Genomic DNA, 19,942 nt, shown 5'->3' with positions numbered 1-19,942 from the left:
GATGCTCTACGACCTCTCGCTTCACATGGGTTATATCTACGACGTGCCGGCAAGCGGCGCGCGGCATATATTGCGCGTCATGCCGCTATCCCTGCCCAATCGGCAACGGCTGATCGCCGGCTCGGTGAAAATAACCCCAGGCCCGGACGAGCAATCGAACTTCACCGATTTCTTCCAGCATCCGGCAACCTCGATCCTGGTGCGCGATCCGCATGAAAGGCTCGACATCCGCATGCAGGCGCGTGTGCAGGTGGAAAGCCAGCCCGTCGGGGCGGACTTTTCGCCGCTGCTTGCCAAACTGCCCGAAGAAATCGATGATTGCTGGTCGGTCGATCCTTCCTCGCCCCACCATTTCCTCGGCAGCAGCCCACGTCTGCCGGAAACAAGCGAAATCACCAATTACAGTAGGCAGTGGCGATCGACCAATCTGACGACCCTGCAGATCGCCCATGCCGTCTGCGCGCAGATACACAAGGATTTCACCTACGACGCGAAAGCGACGACGGTCGACACCACGCCGAAAGAGGCCTTCCGTCTCAAGCGCGGCGTCTGCCAGGATTTCTCGCATGTGATGATCATCACGCTTCGCAGCCTCGGCATCCCCGCCGGCTATGTCAGCGGCTTCCTGCGCACCATCCCGCCGCCAGGCAAGGAACGACTTGAAGGCGCCGACGCCATGCATGCCTGGGTGCGCGTCTGGTGCGGGGAGACGGCAGGCTGGATCGAGCTCGATCCGACCAACAATATTCCCGCCGGCACGGACCATATCGTCGTTGCCTATGGCCGCGATTATTCCGATGTCGCACCCGTCATCGGCGTGCTCAAAAGCTATGGCAGCCAGAAGGCCGTTCAGGCAGTAGATGTTATTCCACTAAAATAGCAAAGTTTAAAATAGCAAAGTTTCGGCACAAATTTGGGGCTGATCGGGCAATTTGTTAAAAATCAACTTGCCGCTTAAACGCTCAACTAAGATTTGTAATTGATAGTTCCGTCGTTCTTGAGGATTTAGCTCTTTTCGATAGGCGGACATGATGATTGCCGGCTCTGATTTACTTTGCGCATTAAAACAACTTCTACGCGATAGAGCCGGAAACTTTGGCATCCTGACGGCGATTTCGATACCCGTATTGGTAGCGGCAGGCGGCTTGGCGGTAGACGTTACCAACATGTCGCTGTCGCACAGCGAGCTTCAGGAAGCAACGGACTCCGCCGCCCTTGCGGCAGCGACTTCGCTTGCCGATGGTAGCGCGACTACGACGACTGCCAAGGATCTCGCCAACAACTTCGTACTCGGCCAGATGTCGAACTATCTGCCGGGAGATGCTACGACAGGGAATGCGTTGAAGTCAGGGACGTCGACCACCGTAACATCCAGCAGCAATTCATCCGGCGGCACGAGCTATACGGTTACGGTCAACTCATCCTACGACATGTCAGTCAACGGCATGAGCCGCCTGCTCGGCATGACATCGATGACAATTTCGTCGTCGAGCTCAAGCACGAGCGGAACGGCCGTTCAAAAAACCGCCCTGTCGATGGAAATTGCACTCGATAAGTCCGGATCGATGCTGCTGAACACGAATGTCATCGACAAGACAAAAACCGGCTGCACACAATATTATACCAACGGCAACTATCTGTATCAGTATCCAAATCCGATAAGCCCTTGCTATATCAAGAAAATAGATGCGCTGAAGACAGCAGTTGGCAATCTTCTCGATCAGTTGGACGCTGCCGATCCCAACTCACAATATGTTCGCACAGCAGCCATTGCCTGGAGCAGCCAGGTCGACAGCTTCAGCAATCTCGATTGGGGAACGAAAACGACCCGTACCAATGTCGTGAGCGGATTGAACGCCGAAGGGGGCACCGAATCGAACGCCCCGATGAAAAAGGCCTACAACAGCGTTACCGCTACTGCCGAGGCAACTGCACAAAGCAACAACGGCAATAAGACCTTTCAGAAATACATAGTCTTGATGACAGACGGCGAAAACAACGACACAAGTTCCGATCAAAAAACGCTGAATACATGCAAGGCAGCAAAGGACGCCGGCGTGCAGATCTACACGGTCGCCTTCATGGCTCCGGCACGGGGACAGACCCTGCTCGCCGCCTGCGCCTCGAGCTCATCCAACTATTTCGATGCGCAACAAATGTCCGATCTCGTTGCCGCCTTCAAGACCATCGGCGCCCAGGCCGCCAAGCAAATGACGCTCCTGACCAAGTGACCGAACCCGGCATCCGCACTGAGCAACCATAGATGGACGGCAAAGAAAAAGCCGCGCGATGCGAGTATCGCGCGGCTTTTCGTTTGATCGATGCGCGAATAAGAGCCCGAAACATCATCGGAATCAAGTCTTTTCCCGCAAAGAGGAAATCTTTCGCGGCTATTTTCGCGTCCGTCCAACTCGTATGTTGCAACTGCTTTACATCAGTGCGTAAACTGATAGTGAAACGGAAAGGCAATTTGATTTATCAAGGCGTAACACCCTGAATATAAATCACAAATGGCGAGAGTTGATAATATGAATAACTTGACGACGGCCGATCTCCCCGTTCCCGCCCCACGCAGTTCCCGCCCCGAAATCCTTGCTGAAGAAATCATCGAGCGCCTGACCTATCGCATCGGCAAGGACGCCAAGGTGGCCAAGCCGCATGATTGGTTGACGGCAACGATCCTCGTCATCCGCGACCGCGTCATCGACAAGTGGATTGAATCGACCCGCAAAACCTATGAGACCGGCGCCAAGCGCGTCTACTATCTATCGCTCGAATTCCTGATCGGCCGCCTGATGCGCGATGCCATCTCCAACCTCGGCCTGATGGAGGAGATCACCAACGCGCTTTCCTCGCTCGGCGTCGACATCCGCGTCATCGCCGGCATCGAGCCCGACGCAGCCCTCGGCAATGGTGGCCTTGGCCGTCTCGCCGCCTGTTTCATGGAATCCATGGCGACGGTCGATGTGCCGGCCTATGGCTACGGCATTCGCTACGTGCACGGCCTGTTCCGCCAGCAAATGGCCGATGGCTGGCAGGTGGAGCTGCCCGAAACCTGGCTGGCGCACGGCAACCCGTGGGAATTCGAACGGCAGGAGAGCTCCTATGAAATCGGTTTCGGCGGCGCCGTCGAGACCGTCAACGGCCATGACGATCAGCCGCGTTACGTCTGGAAGCCGGCCGAGCGCGTCATAGCCACGGCCTTCGACACGCCCGTCGTCGGCTGGCGCGGCAAGCGCGTCAACACGCTGCGCCTCTGGTCGGCGCAGCCGATCGACCCGATCCTGCTCGATGCCTTCAACGCCGGCGACCATATCGGCGCGCTGCGCGAGAGCAACAAGGCCGAAAGCCTGACGCGCGTTCTCTATCCGGCCGATGCGACGCCCGCCGGCCAGGAGCTGCGCCTACGCCAGGAGTTCTTCTTCTCGTCGGCATCCCTGCAGGACATTCTGCGCCGCCATCTGCAGCAATATGACGATCTGACCAATCTCGCCGACAAGGTTGCGATCCAGCTGAACGATACGCATCCGGCTGTTTCCGTCACCGAGATGATGCGCCTGCTGGTCGATGTCCACGGTTTCGAATTCGACAAGGCCTGGGATATCACCAGAAACACCTTCGGCTACACCAACCACACCCTGCTGCCGGAGGCACTGGAAAGCTGGCCCGTGCCGCTGTTCGAGCGGCTTTTGCCGCGCCATATGCAGATCATCTACGCCATCAACGCCAAGATTCTTGTCGAGGCACGCAAGCTGCGCAACTTCAGCGATACGGAAATTCGCTCGATCTCGCTGATCGACGAGAACGGCGATCGCCGGGTGCGCATGGGCAACCTCGCCTTTGTCGGCTCGCATTCGATCAACGGCGTTTCCGCGCTCCATACGGACCTGATGAAGGTTACGGTCTTCGCCGACCTGCACAAGCTCTACCCCGACCGCATCAACAACAAGACGAACGGCATCACGCCGCGCCGCTGGTTGATGCAGTGCAATCCCGGCTTGACCGGCCTCGTGCGCGAAACCATCGGCGACGCTTTCCTCGACGATGCCGAGCAGCTGAAGCCGCTGGATCAGTTCGCCCGCGACAGCGCCTTCCAGGAGAAGTTCGCCGCCATCAAGCGTGCCAACAAGGTGCAGCTCTCCAACCTCGTCGCCAGCCGCATGGGCATCAAGCTCGATCCGAATGCGATGTTCGATATCCAGATCAAGCGCATTCACGAATACAAGCGCCAGCTTCTCAATGTCATCGAGGCCGTGGCGCTTTACGATCAGATCCGCTCGCATCCAGAACTCGACTGGCAGCCGCGCGTCAAGCTCTTTGCCGGCAAGGCGGCGCCGAGCTATCACAACGCCAAGCTCATCATCAAGCTGATCAACGATGTCGCCCGCGTCATCAACAACGATCCATCCGTGCGCGGCCTGTTGAAGGTCGTCTTCGTGCCGAACTACAATGTCTCACTCGCGGAAGTCATGGTTCCGGCCGCCGACCTTTCCGAGCAGATCTCCACCGCCGGCATGGAAGCCTCGGGCACCGGCAACATGAAGTTCGGCCTCAACGGCGCCTTGACGATCGGCACGCTCGACGGCGCCAATGTCGAAATGCGCGACAATGTCGGCGAGGACAATATCGTCATCTTCGGGCTGCGGGCCGATGAGGTCGCCAACCTGCGCAGCGATGGTCACGATCCCCGCGCCATCATCGAGCGTTCGCGCGAGCTCGCCCAGGCGCTGTCGGCCATCGCCTCCGGCGTCTTCTCCCCCGATGACCGCAACCGCTATGCCAGCCTGATCGACGGCATCTACAGCCACGACTGGTTCATGGTCGCCGCCGATTTCGACGCCTATGCCTCGGCGCAGCGCGAAGTCGATATTCTCTGGGCCAATCCGTCGGAGTGGTATGCCAAGACGATCAACAACACTGCTCGCATGGGCTGGTTCTCTTCCGACCGCACGATCCGCCAATACGCCAAGGAAATCTGGAGAGCCGGATGAAGAAGCCGAAAAAAGCCGGTGATGGCACCAGCTTGAGGGATATTTCGGCAGACGAGATCGCTGCAATTCTCAAAGGCACCCATTCCGATCCGTTTGCCATGCTGGGCGTCCACAAGACGGATGACGGCTATGTGGCGCGTTGTTTCATCCCCGGCGCAGAAGCCGTCACCGCCTTGGCGCTGGATGGCTCGGTCGTCGGCGAACTGGCCTGCCTCGATCCGGCGGGCTTCTTTTCCGGTGATGTGAAGCTCGGCAAGCTGCAACCGCTCCGTTATCGCGCAAGGCGCGGCGATGCGGAATGGGCAGTGACCGATCCCTATAGCTTTGGCCCGATCCTCGGGCCGATGGATGACTATTTCGCCCGTCAGGGTACGCATCTGCGCCTGTTCGACAAGATGGGCGCGCACCCGATAAAGCATGAAGGCGTCCAGGGCTTCCATTTCGCCGTCTGGGCACCGAATGCGCAGCGCGTTTCGGTCGTCGGCGATTTCAACAATTGGGATGGCCGGCGGCATGTCATGCGCTTCCGCTCGGACTCCGGCATCTGGGAGATCTTCGCTCCGGACGTGCCGGCCGGCGTGGCCTACAAGTTCGAGATCCGCGGCCATGACGGCGTCGTGCTGCCGCTGAAGGCTGATCCCTTCGCCCGCCGCAGCGAACTGCGCCCCAAGACCGCCTCGGTCACTACCATCGAGCTAAACCAGGTCTGGGAGGATTCGGCTCACCGCGAGCATTGGGCAAGCGTCGACCAGCGCCGCCAGCCGATCAGCATCTACGAGGTGCACGCAAGCTCCTGGCAGCGTCGCGACGACGGCTCGATGCTCTCATGGGACGAGCTTGCCTCGCGTCTCATCCCCTACTGCGTCGACATGGGATTTACCCATATCGAATTCCTGCCGATCACCGAACACCCCTATGATCCGTCCTGGGGCTACCAGACCACGGGCCTCTACGCGCCGACCGCCCGCTTCGGCGAACCGGAGGGCTTTGCCCGTTTCGTCAACGGCTGCCACAAGGTCGGCATCGGCGTTATCCTGGATTGGGTGCCGGCGCATTTCCCGACCGACGAACATGGCCTGCGCTGGTTCGACGGTACCGCGCTTTATGAGCACGAAGACCCGCGCAAGGGCTTTCATCCCGACTGGAACACGGCGATATACAATTTCGGTCGCACCGAGGTGCTCGCCTATCTCTTGAACAACGCGCTCTATTGGGCCGAAAAATTCCATCTGGACGGTTTGCGTGTCGATGCCGTCGCCTCCATGCTCTACCTCGATTATTCGCGCAACCATGGCGAATGGATCCCGAACGAATATGGCGGCAACGAGAATCTTGAGGCCGTCCGCTTCCTGCAGTCCATGAACGCGCGGATCTATGGGGCTCATCCCGGCGTGATGACGATCGCCGAGGAATCGACCTCATGGCCGAAAGTGTCGCAGCCGGTCCATGAAGGCGGCCTCGGCTTCGGCTTCAAGTGGAATATGGGCTTCATGCACGACACGCTGAGCTATCTCTCCCGCGAGGCCGTGCATCGCAAGTATCACCATAACGAGCTGACCTTCGGGCTGATCTACGCCTTCTCCGAAAACTTCGTCCTGCCGCTCTCACATGACGAAGTCGTCCACGGCAAGGGATCGCTGATCGCCAAGATGGCCGGTGACGACTGGCAGAAATTCGCCAACCTGCGTGCCTATTATGCCTTCATGTGGGGCTATCCCGGCAAGAAGCTGCTGTTCATGGGTCAGGAATTCGCCCAATGGAGTGAGTGGAGCGAAGAGCGCGCGCTCGACTGGAACCTCCTGCAATACCGCATGCATGAGGGCATGCGGCGTCTCGTGCGCGATCTCAACTTCACCTATCGCAGCAAGCCGGCACTCCATGCCCGCGACTGCGAGGGCGACGGCTTCGAATGGCTTGTCGTCGACGATTTCGAAAACTCGGTCTTTGCGTGGCTGCGCAAGGCGCCGGGCGAAAAGCCGGTTGCCGTCATCACCAATTTTACGCCAGTCTATCGCGAGAACTATACCTTGCGCCTGCCAGCTGAGGGGCGGTGGCGCGAGATATTGAATACCGATGCCGATATCTACGGCGGCAGCGGCAAGGGAAATGGCGGGCGCGTCCAGGCCGTCAGCGCAGGCGGGGGCGTACAGGCGATAATAACGCTGCCTCCATTGGCGACCATCATGCTCGAACCGGAATTTTGAGATCACTACGGACAGGGAGGAATAAATGGTAGAAAAACGTTTCCAGCCGCTGGCGCGCGATGCCATGGCCTACGTTCTTGCCGGCGGGCGCGGGAGCCGCCTGAAAGAACTGACCGACCGCCGTGCCAAGCCGGCCGTCTACTTCGGCGGCAAGACGCGAATCATCGATTTCGCGCTGTCAAACGCACTCAATTCCGGTATCCGCCGCATCGGCGTCGCCACGCAATACAAGGCGCACTCGCTGATCCGCCACATGCAGCGCGGCTGGAACTTCTTCCGCCCGGAACGCAACGAAAGCTTCGACATCCTGCCAGCATCGCAGCGCGTCTCGGAGACGCAATGGTACGAAGGCACGGCCGACGCCGTCTACCAGAACATCGACATCATCGAGCCCTACGGCCCGGAATACATGGTCATCCTCGCCGGCGACCATATTTACAAGATGGACTATGAGTGGATGCTGCAGCAGCACGTCGATTCCGGCGCCGATGTCACCATCGGCTGCCTGGAAGTGCCGCGCATGGAGGCTGTCGGCTTCGGCGTCATGCATGTCGACGACAAGGACCGGATTATCGATTTCGTCGAAAAGCCGGCCGATCCGCCGGGTATTCCCGGCAATCCCGATTTCGCGCTTGCCTCGATGGGCATCTATGTCTTCCACACGAAGTTCCTGATCGAATGCCTGAAGCGCGACGCGGCCGACCCGAACTCCAGCCGTGACTTCGGCAAGGACATCATCCCCTACATCGTCAAGAACGGCAAAGCCGTCGCCCACCGCTTCGCGCAGTCCTGCGTCCGCTCCGATTTCGAGCGCGAGGCCTATTGGCGCGATGTCGGCACGATCGACGCTTACTGGCAGGCCAATATCGACCTGACCGCCGTGGTGCCGGAACTCGACATCTACGACAAGTCCTGGCCGATCTGGACCTATGCCGAAATCAGCCCGCCAGCCAAGTTCGTCCATGACGACGAGGATCGCCGCGGTTCGGCAGTCTCCTCCGTGGTTGCCGGCGATTGCATCATCTCCGGCGCCAGCCTTTACAACAGCCTGTTGTTCACCGGCGTACGCGCCAACTCCTACTCCAAGCTGGAGGGGGCCGTGGTGTTGCCAAGCGTGAAGGTCGGCCGGCGCGCGCAGCTCAAGAATGTCGTCATCGACCATGGCGTCACCATTCCCGAGGGCCTGATCGTCGGCGAGGATCCGGAACTCGATGCCAAGCGCTGGCGCCGCACGGAAAGCGGCATCTGCCTGATCACGCAATCGATGATCGACAAGCTGGATTTGTAACTTATGAAGGTTCTCTCGGTTTCGTCCGAAGTCTTCCCCTTGATCAAGACAGGGGGCCTGGCCGACGTGGCCGGCGCCCTGCCTATCGCACTGAAGCCCTATGACGTCGAGACCAAGACGCTCATTCCGGGCTATCCGGCGGTCATGAAGGCCATCCGCGATCCGGTTGTCCGTCTGGAGCTTCCGGATCTCCTCGGCGAGCCGGCCACTATCCTCGAAGCCGAGCACGCGGGCATTTCCTTCCTGGTGCTCGACGCGCCGGCCTATTACAGCCGCACCGGCGGCCCCTATGTCGATGCGACGGGCAAGGATTATCCCGACAACTGGCGGCGTTTCGCCGCGCTGTCGCTGGCCGGCGCGGAAATTGCCGCCGGCCTCCTGCCGGGCTGGCGGCCGGATATCGTGCATGCCCATGACTGGCAGTCGGCCATGGTGCCGGTCTACATGCGTTACTATCCGGCGCCGGAATTGCCGAGCGTGCTGACGATCCACAACATCGCTTTCCAGGGCCAGTTCGGCGCCGATATCTTCCCCGGCCTGCGCCTGCCGGCGCATGCCTTTTCGATGGAGGGCGTGGAATATTACGGCGATGTCGGCTTTCTCAAGGGCGGGCTGCAGACTGCGCATGCACTAACTACGGTCAGCCCTTCCTATGCCGAGGAAATCCTGACGCCGGAATTCGGCATGGGTCTCGAGGGTGTCATCGCCAGCAAGGCCTATAACCTCTACGGCATCGTCAACGGCATCGACGACGACATCTGGAATCCGGCGACCGATCCGATGATCGCCCAGACCTATAGCGCGGCGACGCTGAAGGATCGCGCCGTGAACCGCCACCGCGTCATCGAGCATTTCGGCCTCGACGACGATGACGGCCCGATCTTCTGCGTCGTCAGCCGCCTCACCTGGCAGAAGGGCATGGATCTTCTGGCAAGCGTTGCCGGCGAGATCGTCCACATGGGCGGCAAGCTTGCCATCCTGGGGGCCGGAGATGCGGCACTGGAGGGGGCGCTGTTTGCCGCGGCCGGCCGTCATCGCGGCCGCGTCGGCGTTTCCGCCGGCTATAACGAACCCATGTCGCATCTGATGCAGGCCGGTTGTGACGCGATTATCATCCCCTCGCGCTTCGAACCCTGTGGCCTCACGCAGCTTTATGGCTTACGCTATGGCTGCCTGCCGATCGTTGCGCGGACAGGCGGGCTCAACGATACGATTATCGACGCCAACCACGCCGCGCTGCAGGCAAAAGCCGCGACCGGCATTCAATTTTCGCCCGTCACCCCCGAAGGGCTGTTGCAGGCCATACGCCGTGCCATGCACCTCTTCCAGGATCGAAAGGTCTGGACGCAGATGCAAAAGCAGGGCATGAAATCCGACGTATCCTGGGGCAGGAGCGCAGAACGCTACGCCGCTCTCTACTCCAGTCTAGTCTCGAGAGGCGCTTAACCCGATGATTAAAACCCTACCCACCACCCCTTACGCGGATCAGAAGCCCGGCACCTCCGGCCTGCGAAAGAAGGTTCCCGTATTCCAGCAGCCGAATTATGCGGAAAACTTCATCCAGTCGATTTTTGATTCGCTCGAAGGCTATCAGGGCAAGTGCCTGGTCATCGGCGGCGACGGCCGCTACTACAATCGCGAAGTCATCCAGAAGGCCATCAAGATGGCCGCCGCGAATGGCTTCGGCAAGGTGATGGTCGGCAAGGGCGGCATCCTCTCCACGCCCGCGGCCTCCAACATCATCCGCAAATACAAGGCTTTCGGCGGCATCATCCTGTCTGCGAGCCACAATCCCGGCGGCCCGACCGAAGACTTCGGCATCAAATACAATATCAGCAATGGCGGCCCCGCGCCGGAGAAGATCACCGACGCCATCTATGAGCGCTCGAAGGTCATCGACAGCTACAAGATATCCGATTTCCCGGACATCAACCTCGATCGCATTGCCCGCGAGGATGTGGGCGGCATGATCGTTTCCGTCATCGACCCCGTCGAAGACTATGCGGCCCTGATGGAAGAGCTGTTCGATTTCGGCGCGATCCGCAATCTGATCAGCCTCGGCTTCCGCCTGAGCTTCGACGCCATGAGCGCCGTCACCGGCCCCTACGCCAAGGAAATCTTCGAGATCCGCCTCGGCGCGCCGGACGGATCGGTTCGCAACTTCCTGCCTCTGCCGGATTTCGGCGGTCATCACCCGGATCCGAACCTCGTCTACTGCAAAGAGCTTTACGACGACATGATGAGCGACGATGCGCCCGATTTCGGCGCGGCATCGGATGGCGACGGCGACCGCAATCTCATCATCGGCAAGGGCATCTACGTCACCCCGTCTGACAGTCTGGCGATTCTCGCGGCCAATGCCAATCTCGCTCCCGGCTATTCACACGGCATTGCCGGCATCGCCCGCTCCATGCCGACCAGCGGCGCCGCCGATCGCGTTGCCGAAAAACGCGGCGTCGGCATCTATGAAACGCCGACCGGCTGGAAGTTCTTCGGCAACCTGCTCGATGCCGGCATGGCCACCATCTGCGGCGAGGAAAGCTCCGGCACCGGCTCCAATCACGTTCGCGAAAAGGACGGCCTCTGGGCCGTGCTGCTCTGGCTGAATATCCTGGCCGTTCGTGGCGAGAGCGTCATCGATATCGTGACGCAGCATTGGGCCACCTACGGCCGCAACTATTATTCCCGCCACGACTATGAGGGCGTCGACACTGATGCCGCCAACGGCCTGATCTCGACGCTGCGCGAAAAGCTGCCGACCCTGCCGGGCACGAAGTTCGGCGATCTCACCGTTTCCGCCGCCGACGACTTCGCCTATCACGATCCGGTCGATAAGTCGGTCAGCCAGCATCAGGGCATCCGCATCCTCTTCGAAGGCGGCTCTCGCGTGGTCTTCCGTCTCTCCGGCACCGGCACGACGGGCGCGACGCTGCGCGTCTATATCGAGCGCTACGAGCCCGATCCGACCCGCCACAATATCGAAACGCAGGAAGCGCTGGCCGACCTCATCATCGCCGCCCAGGATATCGCCGATATCAAGGGCCGCACTGGCCGTGACGCACCGACGGTGATTACCTGAATTTGCGACCTAAGCCCCTTCTCCCCACGGATGCGGGGAGAAGGTGGCCAGGAGCCGCCGAACAAGGTGAGACGGCGACTGGCCGGATGAGGGGCATTCTCAAAATTCGCCGCGACTGCACAATTTGCCGAACGCTCCGCCCCTCACCCTAACCCTCTCCCCGCAGGCGGGGAGAGGGAACAATCTCCAGCGATCCGGAAAGCCCCCAGCATGTCAGAGCCGACAACCCGCTGCCTTGGAGCGACCCTCACCGAAACAGGTGTTGAATTTGCCGTCGCATCCAAACATGCCGAGCGGATAGAACTGTGCCTGTTCGATGCCGAGGGTCACAAGGAAATCGCGCGTCTGCCGCTCACTCGCGACGGTGACGAGCACCGCCTCTTTGTGAAGGATGCCAAGGAGGACACGCGCTACGGCCTGCGCGCCCATGGCACCTATGATCCCGATCGCGGCCTGTGGTTCGACCCGTCCAAGCTGCTGGTCGATCCCTGTGCGAGGGAGATCGATCGGCCGTTTCGTTACGATCCGCGCCTGGGAGTCTTCGGTGCCGACACGCAGGATCTCATGCCGAAGGCGATCGTCTCGCGCGATGTCGCCGTCAAGCCGGCCAAGCCGTTGTTTCAGCCCGGCGGCCTGATTTACGAAATCGCCGTGAAGCCTTTCACGATGCTGCATCCGGATGTGCCGGCGGAGATAAGCGGCACGCTCGGCGCCCTCGCCCACCCTTCCATAATTGCCCATCTCAAGCGCCTGCAGGTCGACGCCGTCGAGCTGATGCCGATCACCGCCTGGATCGACGAACGGCACCTGCCGCCGCTCGGCCTTACCAATGGCTGGGGCTACAACCCGGTTGCCTTCATGGCGCTCGATCCGCGTCTCGTGCCCGGCGGCATGAAGGAGTTGCGCGAGACGGTCGCTGCCCTTCACGCCGAAGGGATCGCCGTCATCCTCGATCTCGTCTTCAATCATACCGGCGAAAGCGACCGCCAGGGCCCGACCTTGTCATTGCGCGGCCTCGACAATACAACCTATTTCCGCCACCTGCCAGACCAGCCCGGCACGCTCGTCAACGATACCGGCACGGGCAATACCATTGCCTGCGACCAGCCGGCGACGCGCAAGCTCATCATCGACAGCCTGCGCCATTTCGTCCGGACCGCCGGCATTGACGGCTTCCGCTTCGATCTCGCCACCGTGCTCGGCCGCAACGGCAAGGGCTTCGATCCGGAAAGCATGACGCTGCGCACCATGCTGGCGGACGAGGTGCTGCAGGATCGGATCATGATCGCCGAACCCTGGGATATCGGCGCCGGCGGCTATCAACTGGGGAATTTTCCCGCACCTTTTCTTGAATGGAACGACCGCGCCCGCGACGACCTGCGCCGCTTCTGGCGCGGCGATGCCGGCATCGGCGATCTCGCGACCGTGCTTGCCGGCTCCTCCTCCGTCTTCGGCCGCGACGGGCGCGCGCAGACGCGCAGCATCAATTTCCTCGCCGCCCATGACGGCTTCACGCTGATGGACCTCGTTTCCTACGAGAACAAGCACAATGAGGCCAACGGCGAAAAGAATCGCGACGGCCACAACGAGAACTTCTCCTGGAACAACGGCGTCGAAGGCAAGACGGACGACCCGTCGATCCAGCGCAAGCGCCGCAGCGATATCGAAGCCATGCTGTCGACGCTCTTTGCCACGCGCGGCACGATCATGCTGACATCAGGCGACGAAGCCGGGCGCAGCCAGCAGGGCAATAACAACGCCTATTGCCAGGACAATGCCATCACCTGGATGGACTGGAAGGCGCTGGACGAGGAACTGATCGGCCATACTGCATGGCTCGCCGGCCTGCGCCGCCGTTTCACCGCCTTCGGCGACATGGACTTCTTCAACGGCGATGGCGATGTGCTCTGGTTCTCAAGCGCAGGGACGCCGATGGCGGTGCCGGATTGGGAAGCGCCAAGTGCGGCCATGCTCGGCATGACGCTGCGGACGCAGGATCGCGCCACCGGCCGGTCGACACGGCTTGCCATCCTGTTCAACCGCGCGGCCGAAGAACTCCATGCCACATTGCCCGCCTCGGAAAATGGTGATTGGTCGCTGCTGACTATGGCAGGCGAAGCGACAACCGGTGAGCAAATCACCGTTCCCGCCCGCTCCGTCGCCTTCCTTCTGGAAAAATGATCGCGGTTGCACTTTCGGTCCCGATTCGCCAGAAAGGGTCAACAGCCACTTAGATTGACGAGGATGGAATGCCCGGCGAAATTTCGCTTGTTGAGATCATGAAGCTGACGGGAACGGAGATCGGCATTTCCGACTGGATCATCGTGGAGCAGACGATGATCGACACTTTTGCCGATGCGACGCTCGATCATCAATTCATCCATGTCGATCCCGAACGCGCCAAGGCGGAAACGCCCTATGGCGGCACCATCGCCCACGGCTTCCTGACGCTCTCGCTGCTCTCGGCAATGAACTACAGCGGCCTGCCGAAGATCCGCGAACAGACCATGGGCATCAATTACGGCTTCGAGAAGATCCGCTTCATGTCGCCGGTCAAATGCGGCGCGCGGGTGCGCGGCCGCTTTAAGCTCGCCGAAACGCGACTGCGCGGCGCCAACATGCTGATGCTGACCTATGACGTGACGGTCGAGATCGAAAACGAGCGCAAGCCGGCACTGACTGCGACATGGACGACCATATCGCAGTTCGATCCGAAGGATCGGCCGGAAGAGGCTTAAAGCCCCGCATCCTCCGCACCCTCGGCCAGAAGACCGAAGGCGTAGTCGGAGAAGGAGCGCCAGACTTCGACACGGAACGTCTCTTGATCGAGGCGCAAGATCACCACTTCCGCCTTGCCAAGGAGCGTGCGAGAGCAGCCGCCGACGGGGAATGCCCCTAAGGAAACATCCTGTGGGCAGCCGGCGGCAAGCGTTGCTTCCGCGCCGGGGCCGGAGACGATGACGGCGGTATTGCGATGCGAGACATCGGTCGCCGAATGCAGCACGCCGGACGATCCAGCCACGCCGACCAGATCGGCACCGTTCTCATCGATGACGAGCCATTCATCCGGGCCAAGCCACAGCGCATGACGCCCGTTGGCGCTGGCCGAGGTCTTCGGCCGGGTCGGCAGTTGCAGGCCAAGCGCCTGTGAAAGGCCGCCGACGGAATCGGCAGGCGCGCGCAGCGAAATGCGGCTTGCGGGGGCTGCGGGCGCCAGCCGGACGGTCGAGGAACCGCCGTGGCGGCCGGCGAGCGGCAATTTGCGGGTAGCGAGATCAGCCATTGATCCGGCCTCCTTCCTTGTCAAAGAACACCAGATCCGTCACCTCGACTGATATCATCTTGTCGGGCATCGGCACATAGAGCGTCTTGCCCATGCGCTCGCGCCCGCCGGCCACCAGCGCGAAGGCGATGGAGCGGCCGAGATTTTCGGACCAGTAGGAGGAGGTGACATGGCCGAGCATGGTCATCGGCTTCTGCTCGTTCGGATCAGCGACGATCTGCGCGCCTTCCTCCAGCACCACCTTCGGATCGCGAGTGACGAGACCGACAAGCTGCTTGCGCCCTTCCTTGACGAGATCCGGGCGCTTCAGGCCCCGGATGCCGACGAAATCGGTCTTCTTCTTGGAAACGGCCCAGGAAAGACCGGCGTCGTCGGGCGTGACAGTACCGTCAGTGTCCTGGCCGACGATGATATAGCCCTTCTCGGCGCGCAGAACGTGCATGGTCTCCGTGCCGTAGGCGCAGGCGCCCATCGGCTCGGCTCGAGCCCAGACGGCTTCCCAGACGGACTGGCCGTAATCAGCCGGCACGTTGATTTCATAGCCGATTTCACCGGTGAAGGACACGCGGAACAGCCGGGCCGGCACGCCGCAGACCTTGCACTCGGCCACGCTCATATGCGGGAAGGCCTCGTTGGAGAGATCCTGACCTTCGACGAGCGGCTCGATGATCTCGCGCGCCTTCGGACCCTGGATCGCGATGACCGCCCATTGCTCGGTGGTCGAGGTCAGCCACACCTTCAGATGCGGGAATTCGGTCTGCAGATAATCTTCCATGTGGTGCAGCACGCGCGGCGCGCCGCCGGTCGTGGTGGTCACATGGAAACGATCGTCGGCGAGACGCCCGACGACGCCGTCGTCGTAAACGAAGCCATCCTCGCGGGTCATGATACCGTAGCGGCAGCGGCCCGGCTTCAACGTATCCCAGGCATTGGTGTAGAGGAGGTTCAGGAATTCCGCCGCGTCTGGCCCGACGACTTCGATCTTGCCGAGCGTCGAGGCATCGAACACGCCGGCCACGTCACGCGCCGTGCGGCACTCGCGATTGACGGCCTGATGCATGGTCTCGCCGGCGCGTGGATAGAACCAGGCGCGCTTCCAGTTGCCGACATCTTCGAATACAGCGCCATGTGCCTCTTCCCAGGCATGCATCGGCGTCTTGCGGGCGGGATCGAAAAGAGGCCCGCGCGAATGGCTGATCAGCGTGCCGTAAGTGACGGGCGTATAGGGCGCGCGGAAGGTGGTGAGACCGACCTGCGGAATATCCTTGCCGAGCATTTCGGCAGCGATCGCCAGCCCGTGCATGTTGGAAAGCTTGCCCTGGTCGGACGCCATGCCGTTGGTGGTGAAACGCTTGATGTGCTCGATGGAATGCATGCCCTCGCGCACGGCAAGACGGATATCCTTGGCACAGACGTCGTGCTGGAAGTCGACGAAGGCCTTCGCATTCGTGTCCGGCCCTGCCCCTTCGGCAGCACCGATCATGCCGCCGGTCCACTCGAAAGCCTGCTCGGCATGAAGCTGGATCTTCTCTCCGCCATTGGTGCTACCCGTGGCGCGCGCCATCAGCTCGCCGGCGGCAAGCGATTCCTCGATCGCGGCTTGCAGTCCGTCGGTGCCGTTGCAGGCACCCACCGAAAGGCAATCCTGGACATAGGTGCCCGGCAGGAAGCGCTGCTTCTCGGTATCGAATTTCAGCTTGCCACGCGACTGCGAAAACATATGAACGGAGGGCGTCCAGCCCGCCGAAACCAGCAGAGCGTCGATGGCGATCTTGCGGGTGGCGGAGCTGCCGTTGCGCGTAACGGTCATGGAGGAAACGCGAAGCTTGCCTGAAGTATCGACGACGGCATAGTCGGTCATCACCTCGATGCCGAGCCGCTTTGCCTCTGCCAGAACCGCCTCGCCCGGACGGGCACGGCTGTCGACGATGGCGGCAACCGAAACGCCGGCACGCTTCAGATCGAAGGCGGCTTCATAGGCCGAATCATGCGCCGTATAGACACCGATCTTCGCGCCGACCACGACGCCGTAATGATTGAGATAGGCGCGCGCGGCCGAGGCGAGCATGATGCCTGGCCGGTCATTGTTCGGAAACACCATATGGCGTTCGATGGCGCCTGTCGCCAGGATGGCCCGCTTGGCGCGAACCTGCCACAGGCGCTCGCGCGGCAGGTCGCGGTCCGGCCTCGCCAGATGATCGGTCACGCGTTCGGCAAGACCGAAGAAATTGTGGTTGTAGTAGCCGAAGGCCGTCGTGCGGGTCAGCACCTGCACATTCGCCATCGCCTTGAGCTTGGCGAGGATAGCCTGCGCCCAGTGATAGCCTTCGACGCCGTCGATCTTGGTGCCGGTGTCAAAGCGCAGCGCGCCGCCAACCTCCGGCTGCTCGTCGCAGAGGATGACCTTGGCGCCGGTTTCAGCAGCCGCCAGCGCTGCGGAAAGACCGGCAATACCGGCGCCGACGACAAGCACGTCACAATGCGCATAACGGCTGGCGTAATGATCCGGATCTTCTTCCGTCGGCGCGACGCCAAGGCCGGCGGCGCGGCGGATGAAGGGCTCGTAAATGTGCTTCCAGGCCGCCTTCGGCCACATGAAGGTCTTGTAGTAGAAGCCGGCCGCAAAGAACGGCGACATGAGATTGTTGACGCCGCCGACATCGAAAGCGAGCGACGGCCAGCGATTCTGCGATTGCGCCTTCATGCCGTCGAAGACTTCCTGCACGCTTGCGCGCACGTTCGGCTGGCGCCGTGCGGCATCGCGGGAGATATCGAGCAGCGCGTTCGGCTCTTCGGCTCCGGCCGACAAGATGCCGCGCGGACGGTGGTATTTGAAGGATCGGCCGACGAGATGGACGCCGTTGGCAAGCAGCGCCGAGGCGACGGTATCGCCTTCGAGCGCGGTATAGCTCTTGCCGTCAAAAGTGAAGCGAGCGGTTCTGGCCGGCGTCAGACGTCCCTTGCCCGCGATACGATTGGCGCCGCTCATTCAGCAAATCCCTCTGCTTGTGCCGTCTGTTCTTGTTCGTCTTGATGCTGCGCAACGGGCTCTGCAGCGCCTGGCCGCAGCGTCGCGGGATCCGGCCTCGGCTCACCGGCCTTGTAGGTGCGATAGAAATGATCGCTCACCGTGTCGCGCGCCGCATTGAAGAAGCGGCCGCAGCCATGGATGTGCCGCCAGCGCTCGAAGATGAGACCCTTCGGATTGTCGCGCAGGAAGAAATACTCCTCGAATTCCTCATCCGAAATCCCGGCAATATTGGGCGGCCGCGCGATATGCGCATCGCCGGCGTTGCGGAATTCGAGTTCCGAACGCTCTTCCTCGCAATAGGGGCAGTAAATCAGCAGCATCGTTTTCTACCTGTGTTAAAGCTCGGAGCCCGAAAGGCTTGTGCCGGGAGGCTGGGCACAAAGCCGCCGTCCCATGGTGACGAAAGGTGTTATGCGCTTCAAAAGCGCCTCCAGCGATCCATAGGGTTTCAGCACGTCCGTAATCCCCATATTGACCAGGCTCATGCCCAAGAGATCCGTATCGAGCACGAAAGCGCGCGTTGCCTCGGGTTTCTGTTCCGGCAAGAAGTAAACGGCCGGCTTGTTCAGCACCTTGGCGCAGGCAAGCACGCCGCTTTCGGCTACAAAAGGCCATTCGGCCTCATCCTTCGCCTTGTGGATCACCTGCATGCGAAAATCCTCGGCCCCTGGAACGAGATCGTTGACTGCGGTCGCGATCGTTCCTGCCGGCAAGGAAAGCCCCGCCGCAAGAACGATCCCGACCGCCGCCGGCATCAGTGCGCCACGGCGGCCGCTGCCGCCTCGTCGATCAGGCGGCCAGTGCGGAAACGTTCCAGATTAAGCCCGGCATTGAACTTGTGCGGCTCGTCGCGGGCAATCAGATGGGCAAAGAGATTGGCCGAACCCGGCGTCGCCTTGAAGCCGCCCGTGCCCCAGCCGCAATTAACGTAGAGCCCAGGTACCGGCGTCTTCGACTGGATCGCCGAACGGTCCGGCGTATTGTCGACAATGCCGCCCCAGGAGCGCATCATCTTCACACGGCGGAACATCGGGAAGAGCTCGCAGATCGCATCCAGCGTGTGTGTGATGATCTGCAGGCCGCCGGTCTGGCTGTAGGAGTTGTACTGGTCCGTGCCGGCGCCGATGACGAGCTCGCCCTTATCGGATTGCGAGATATAGGCATGCACCGTGTTCGACATGACGACGCAGGGGAAGATCGGCTTCAGCGGCTCGGAAACGAGCGCCTGCAGTGGGCTCGATTGCAGCGGCACGCGCACGCCGGCCATCTGCATCACGACCGTGGTGTGGCCGGCTGCGGAAACGCCGACCTTCTTGGCGCCGATGAAGCCTTTGCTCGTGTCGACACCCGTCACGCGGCCATCCGGCCCACGGCGAATGCCGGTCACTTCGCAATTCTGGATGATATGCACGCCGCGATCGGAAGCGGCGCGGGCAAAGCCCCAGGCGACGGCATCGTGGCGGGCTGTGCCGCCGCGACGCTGCAGGGCGGCGCCATTGATCGGATAGCGCGCCGTCTTCGAAATATCGAGCGGCGGACAGTAAGCCTTGGCCTGTTCCGGCGTCAGCCATTCATTGTCGATGCCATAGAGACGGTTGGCATGGATATGCCGCTTGAAGGACTGCTGGTCGTGCACATTGTGCGACAGCATCATCACGCCGCGCGGCGAATACATGACGTTATAATTGAGATCCTGAGACAGCCCCTCCCAGAGCTTCATCGAATGCTCGTAGATGTGCATGCTCTCTTCATAGAGATAGTTCGAGCGGATGATCGTCGTGTTGCGGCCGGTATTGCCGCCGCCGAGCCAGCCCTTCTCGATAACAGCGACATTGGTAATGCCGTGTTCCTTGGCGAGATAGTAGGCGGCACCCAGGCCATGACCGCCGGCGCCGACGATGATGACGTCATACTCCTTGCGCGGCTCCGGCGAGGTCCATTGAGCCTCCCAGCCCTTGTGAGCCCGCATCGCTTCCCGTGCAACGGCAAAAACCGAGTATTTACGCATTCGCCCTCAACTCCTTCAGGCAAGACGCCCTTCTTGTGGGTCATACAAATCGCAAATC

General features: G+C 61.1%; 14 protein-coding genes. 9 read left to right on the top strand and 5 right to left on the bottom strand.

Translation table 11 applies throughout. From position 1 onward, the window contains the following. The first annotated feature begins 1 nt into the window (after position 1). From ACPYOP_RS00315 to ACPYOP_RS00275, 9 genes are all read left to right on the top strand, one after another. Positions 2–880 (top strand): transglutaminase family protein, encoded by an 879-nt coding sequence (locus ACPYOP_RS00315; RefSeq protein ID WP_481408406.1) that lies wholly within the window; start codon positions 2–4, stop codon positions 878–880. A 148-nt stretch (positions 881–1,028) separates the two neighbouring features. Then, positions 1,029–2,231 (top strand): vWA domain-containing protein, encoded by a 1,203-nt coding sequence (locus ACPYOP_RS00310; protein WP_481408405.1) that lies wholly within the window; start codon positions 1,029–1,031, stop codon positions 2,229–2,231. Between the two features lie 297 nt (positions 2,232–2,528). Beyond that, on the top strand, positions 2,529–4,991 hold the full coding sequence (locus tag ACPYOP_RS00305; RefSeq protein WP_481408404.1) for a glycogen/starch/alpha-glucan phosphorylase: 2,463 nt from the start codon (positions 2,529–2,531) through the stop codon (positions 4,989–4,991). Beyond that, a complete protein-coding gene (gene glgB / locus ACPYOP_RS00300) occupies positions 4,988–7,195 on the top strand; it encodes a 1,4-alpha-glucan branching protein GlgB (protein WP_481408403.1) in 2,208 nt (735 codons plus the stop codon). Before ACPYOP_RS00305 ends, glgB begins: the two co-directional genes overlap by 4 nt. A 25-nt stretch (positions 7,196–7,220) precedes the next feature. Further along, positions 7,221–8,483 (top strand): glucose-1-phosphate adenylyltransferase, encoded by a 1,263-nt coding sequence (gene glgC, locus ACPYOP_RS00295; protein ID WP_120665028.1) that lies wholly within the window; start codon positions 7,221–7,223, stop codon positions 8,481–8,483. 3 nt (positions 8,484–8,486) lie between these two features. Beyond that, positions 8,487–9,929, top strand: a complete 1,443-nt coding sequence (gene glgA / locus ACPYOP_RS00290; RefSeq protein ID WP_481408402.1) for a glycogen synthase GlgA — start codon at positions 8,487–8,489, stop codon at positions 9,927–9,929. Between the two features lie 4 nt (positions 9,930–9,933). Beyond that, positions 9,934–11,562 carry an alpha-D-glucose phosphate-specific phosphoglucomutase gene (locus tag ACPYOP_RS00285; RefSeq protein ID WP_481408401.1) on the top strand — a complete coding sequence of 543 codons (1,629 nt, stop codon included), beginning with the start codon at positions 9,934–9,936 and terminating at the stop codon, positions 11,560–11,562. A 210-nt stretch (positions 11,563–11,772) separates the two neighbouring features. Beyond that, complete coding sequence (gene glgX, locus ACPYOP_RS00280) at positions 11,773–13,743, top strand: glycogen debranching protein GlgX (protein WP_481408400.1); 1,971 nt, start codon at positions 11,773–11,775, stop codon at positions 13,741–13,743. A 68-nt stretch (positions 13,744–13,811) separates the two neighbouring features. After that, positions 13,812–14,300, top strand: a complete 489-nt coding sequence (locus ACPYOP_RS00275; RefSeq protein WP_481408399.1) for a MaoC family dehydratase — start codon at positions 13,812–13,814, stop codon at positions 14,298–14,300. Here ACPYOP_RS00275 and ACPYOP_RS00270 read toward each other — a convergent pair. Genes ACPYOP_RS00270 through ACPYOP_RS00250 form a run of 5 tightly spaced genes read right to left on the bottom strand, consistent with a single transcriptional unit; the run spans position 14,297 to position 19,884 of the window. Further along, positions 14,297–14,845: a sarcosine oxidase subunit gamma gene (locus tag ACPYOP_RS00270; protein ID WP_481408398.1), complete on the bottom strand. Its 549-nt coding sequence runs from the start codon at positions 14,843–14,845 to the stop codon at positions 14,297–14,299. The two genes, ACPYOP_RS00275 and ACPYOP_RS00270, sit on opposite strands and share 4 nt — an antisense overlap. Then, positions 14,838–17,834 carry a sarcosine oxidase subunit alpha gene (locus ACPYOP_RS00265; RefSeq protein WP_481408397.1) on the bottom strand — a complete coding sequence of 999 codons (2,997 nt, stop codon included), beginning with the start codon at positions 17,832–17,834 and terminating at the stop codon, positions 14,838–14,840. The genes ACPYOP_RS00270 and ACPYOP_RS00265 overlap by 8 nt, the downstream gene beginning before the upstream one ends. Further along, positions 17,831–18,196, bottom strand: coding sequence for a sarcosine oxidase subunit delta (locus ACPYOP_RS00260; protein WP_481408396.1), 366 nt, complete (start codon positions 18,194–18,196; stop codon positions 17,831–17,833). Before ACPYOP_RS00260 ends, ACPYOP_RS00265 begins: the two co-directional genes overlap by 4 nt. A gap of 15 nt (positions 18,197–18,211) precedes the next feature. Beyond that, positions 18,212–18,631 carry a hypothetical protein gene (locus ACPYOP_RS00255; RefSeq protein ID WP_481408395.1) on the bottom strand — a complete coding sequence of 140 codons (420 nt, stop codon included), beginning with the start codon at positions 18,629–18,631 and terminating at the stop codon, positions 18,212–18,214. Continuing rightward, positions 18,631–19,884 (bottom strand): sarcosine oxidase subunit beta family protein, encoded by a 1,254-nt coding sequence (locus ACPYOP_RS00250; RefSeq protein ID WP_481408394.1) that lies wholly within the window; start codon positions 19,882–19,884, stop codon positions 18,631–18,633. Before ACPYOP_RS00250 ends, ACPYOP_RS00255 begins: the two co-directional genes overlap by 1 nt. Positions 19,885–19,942: the final 58 nt, after the last annotated feature.

The sequence above is a fragment of the Rhizobium sp. KNZ2-6A genome, assembly GCF_056755475.1.
The sequence above is the reverse complement of the archived record's forward strand: the minus strand, read 5'-3'. Positions and strand labels throughout refer to the sequence as shown.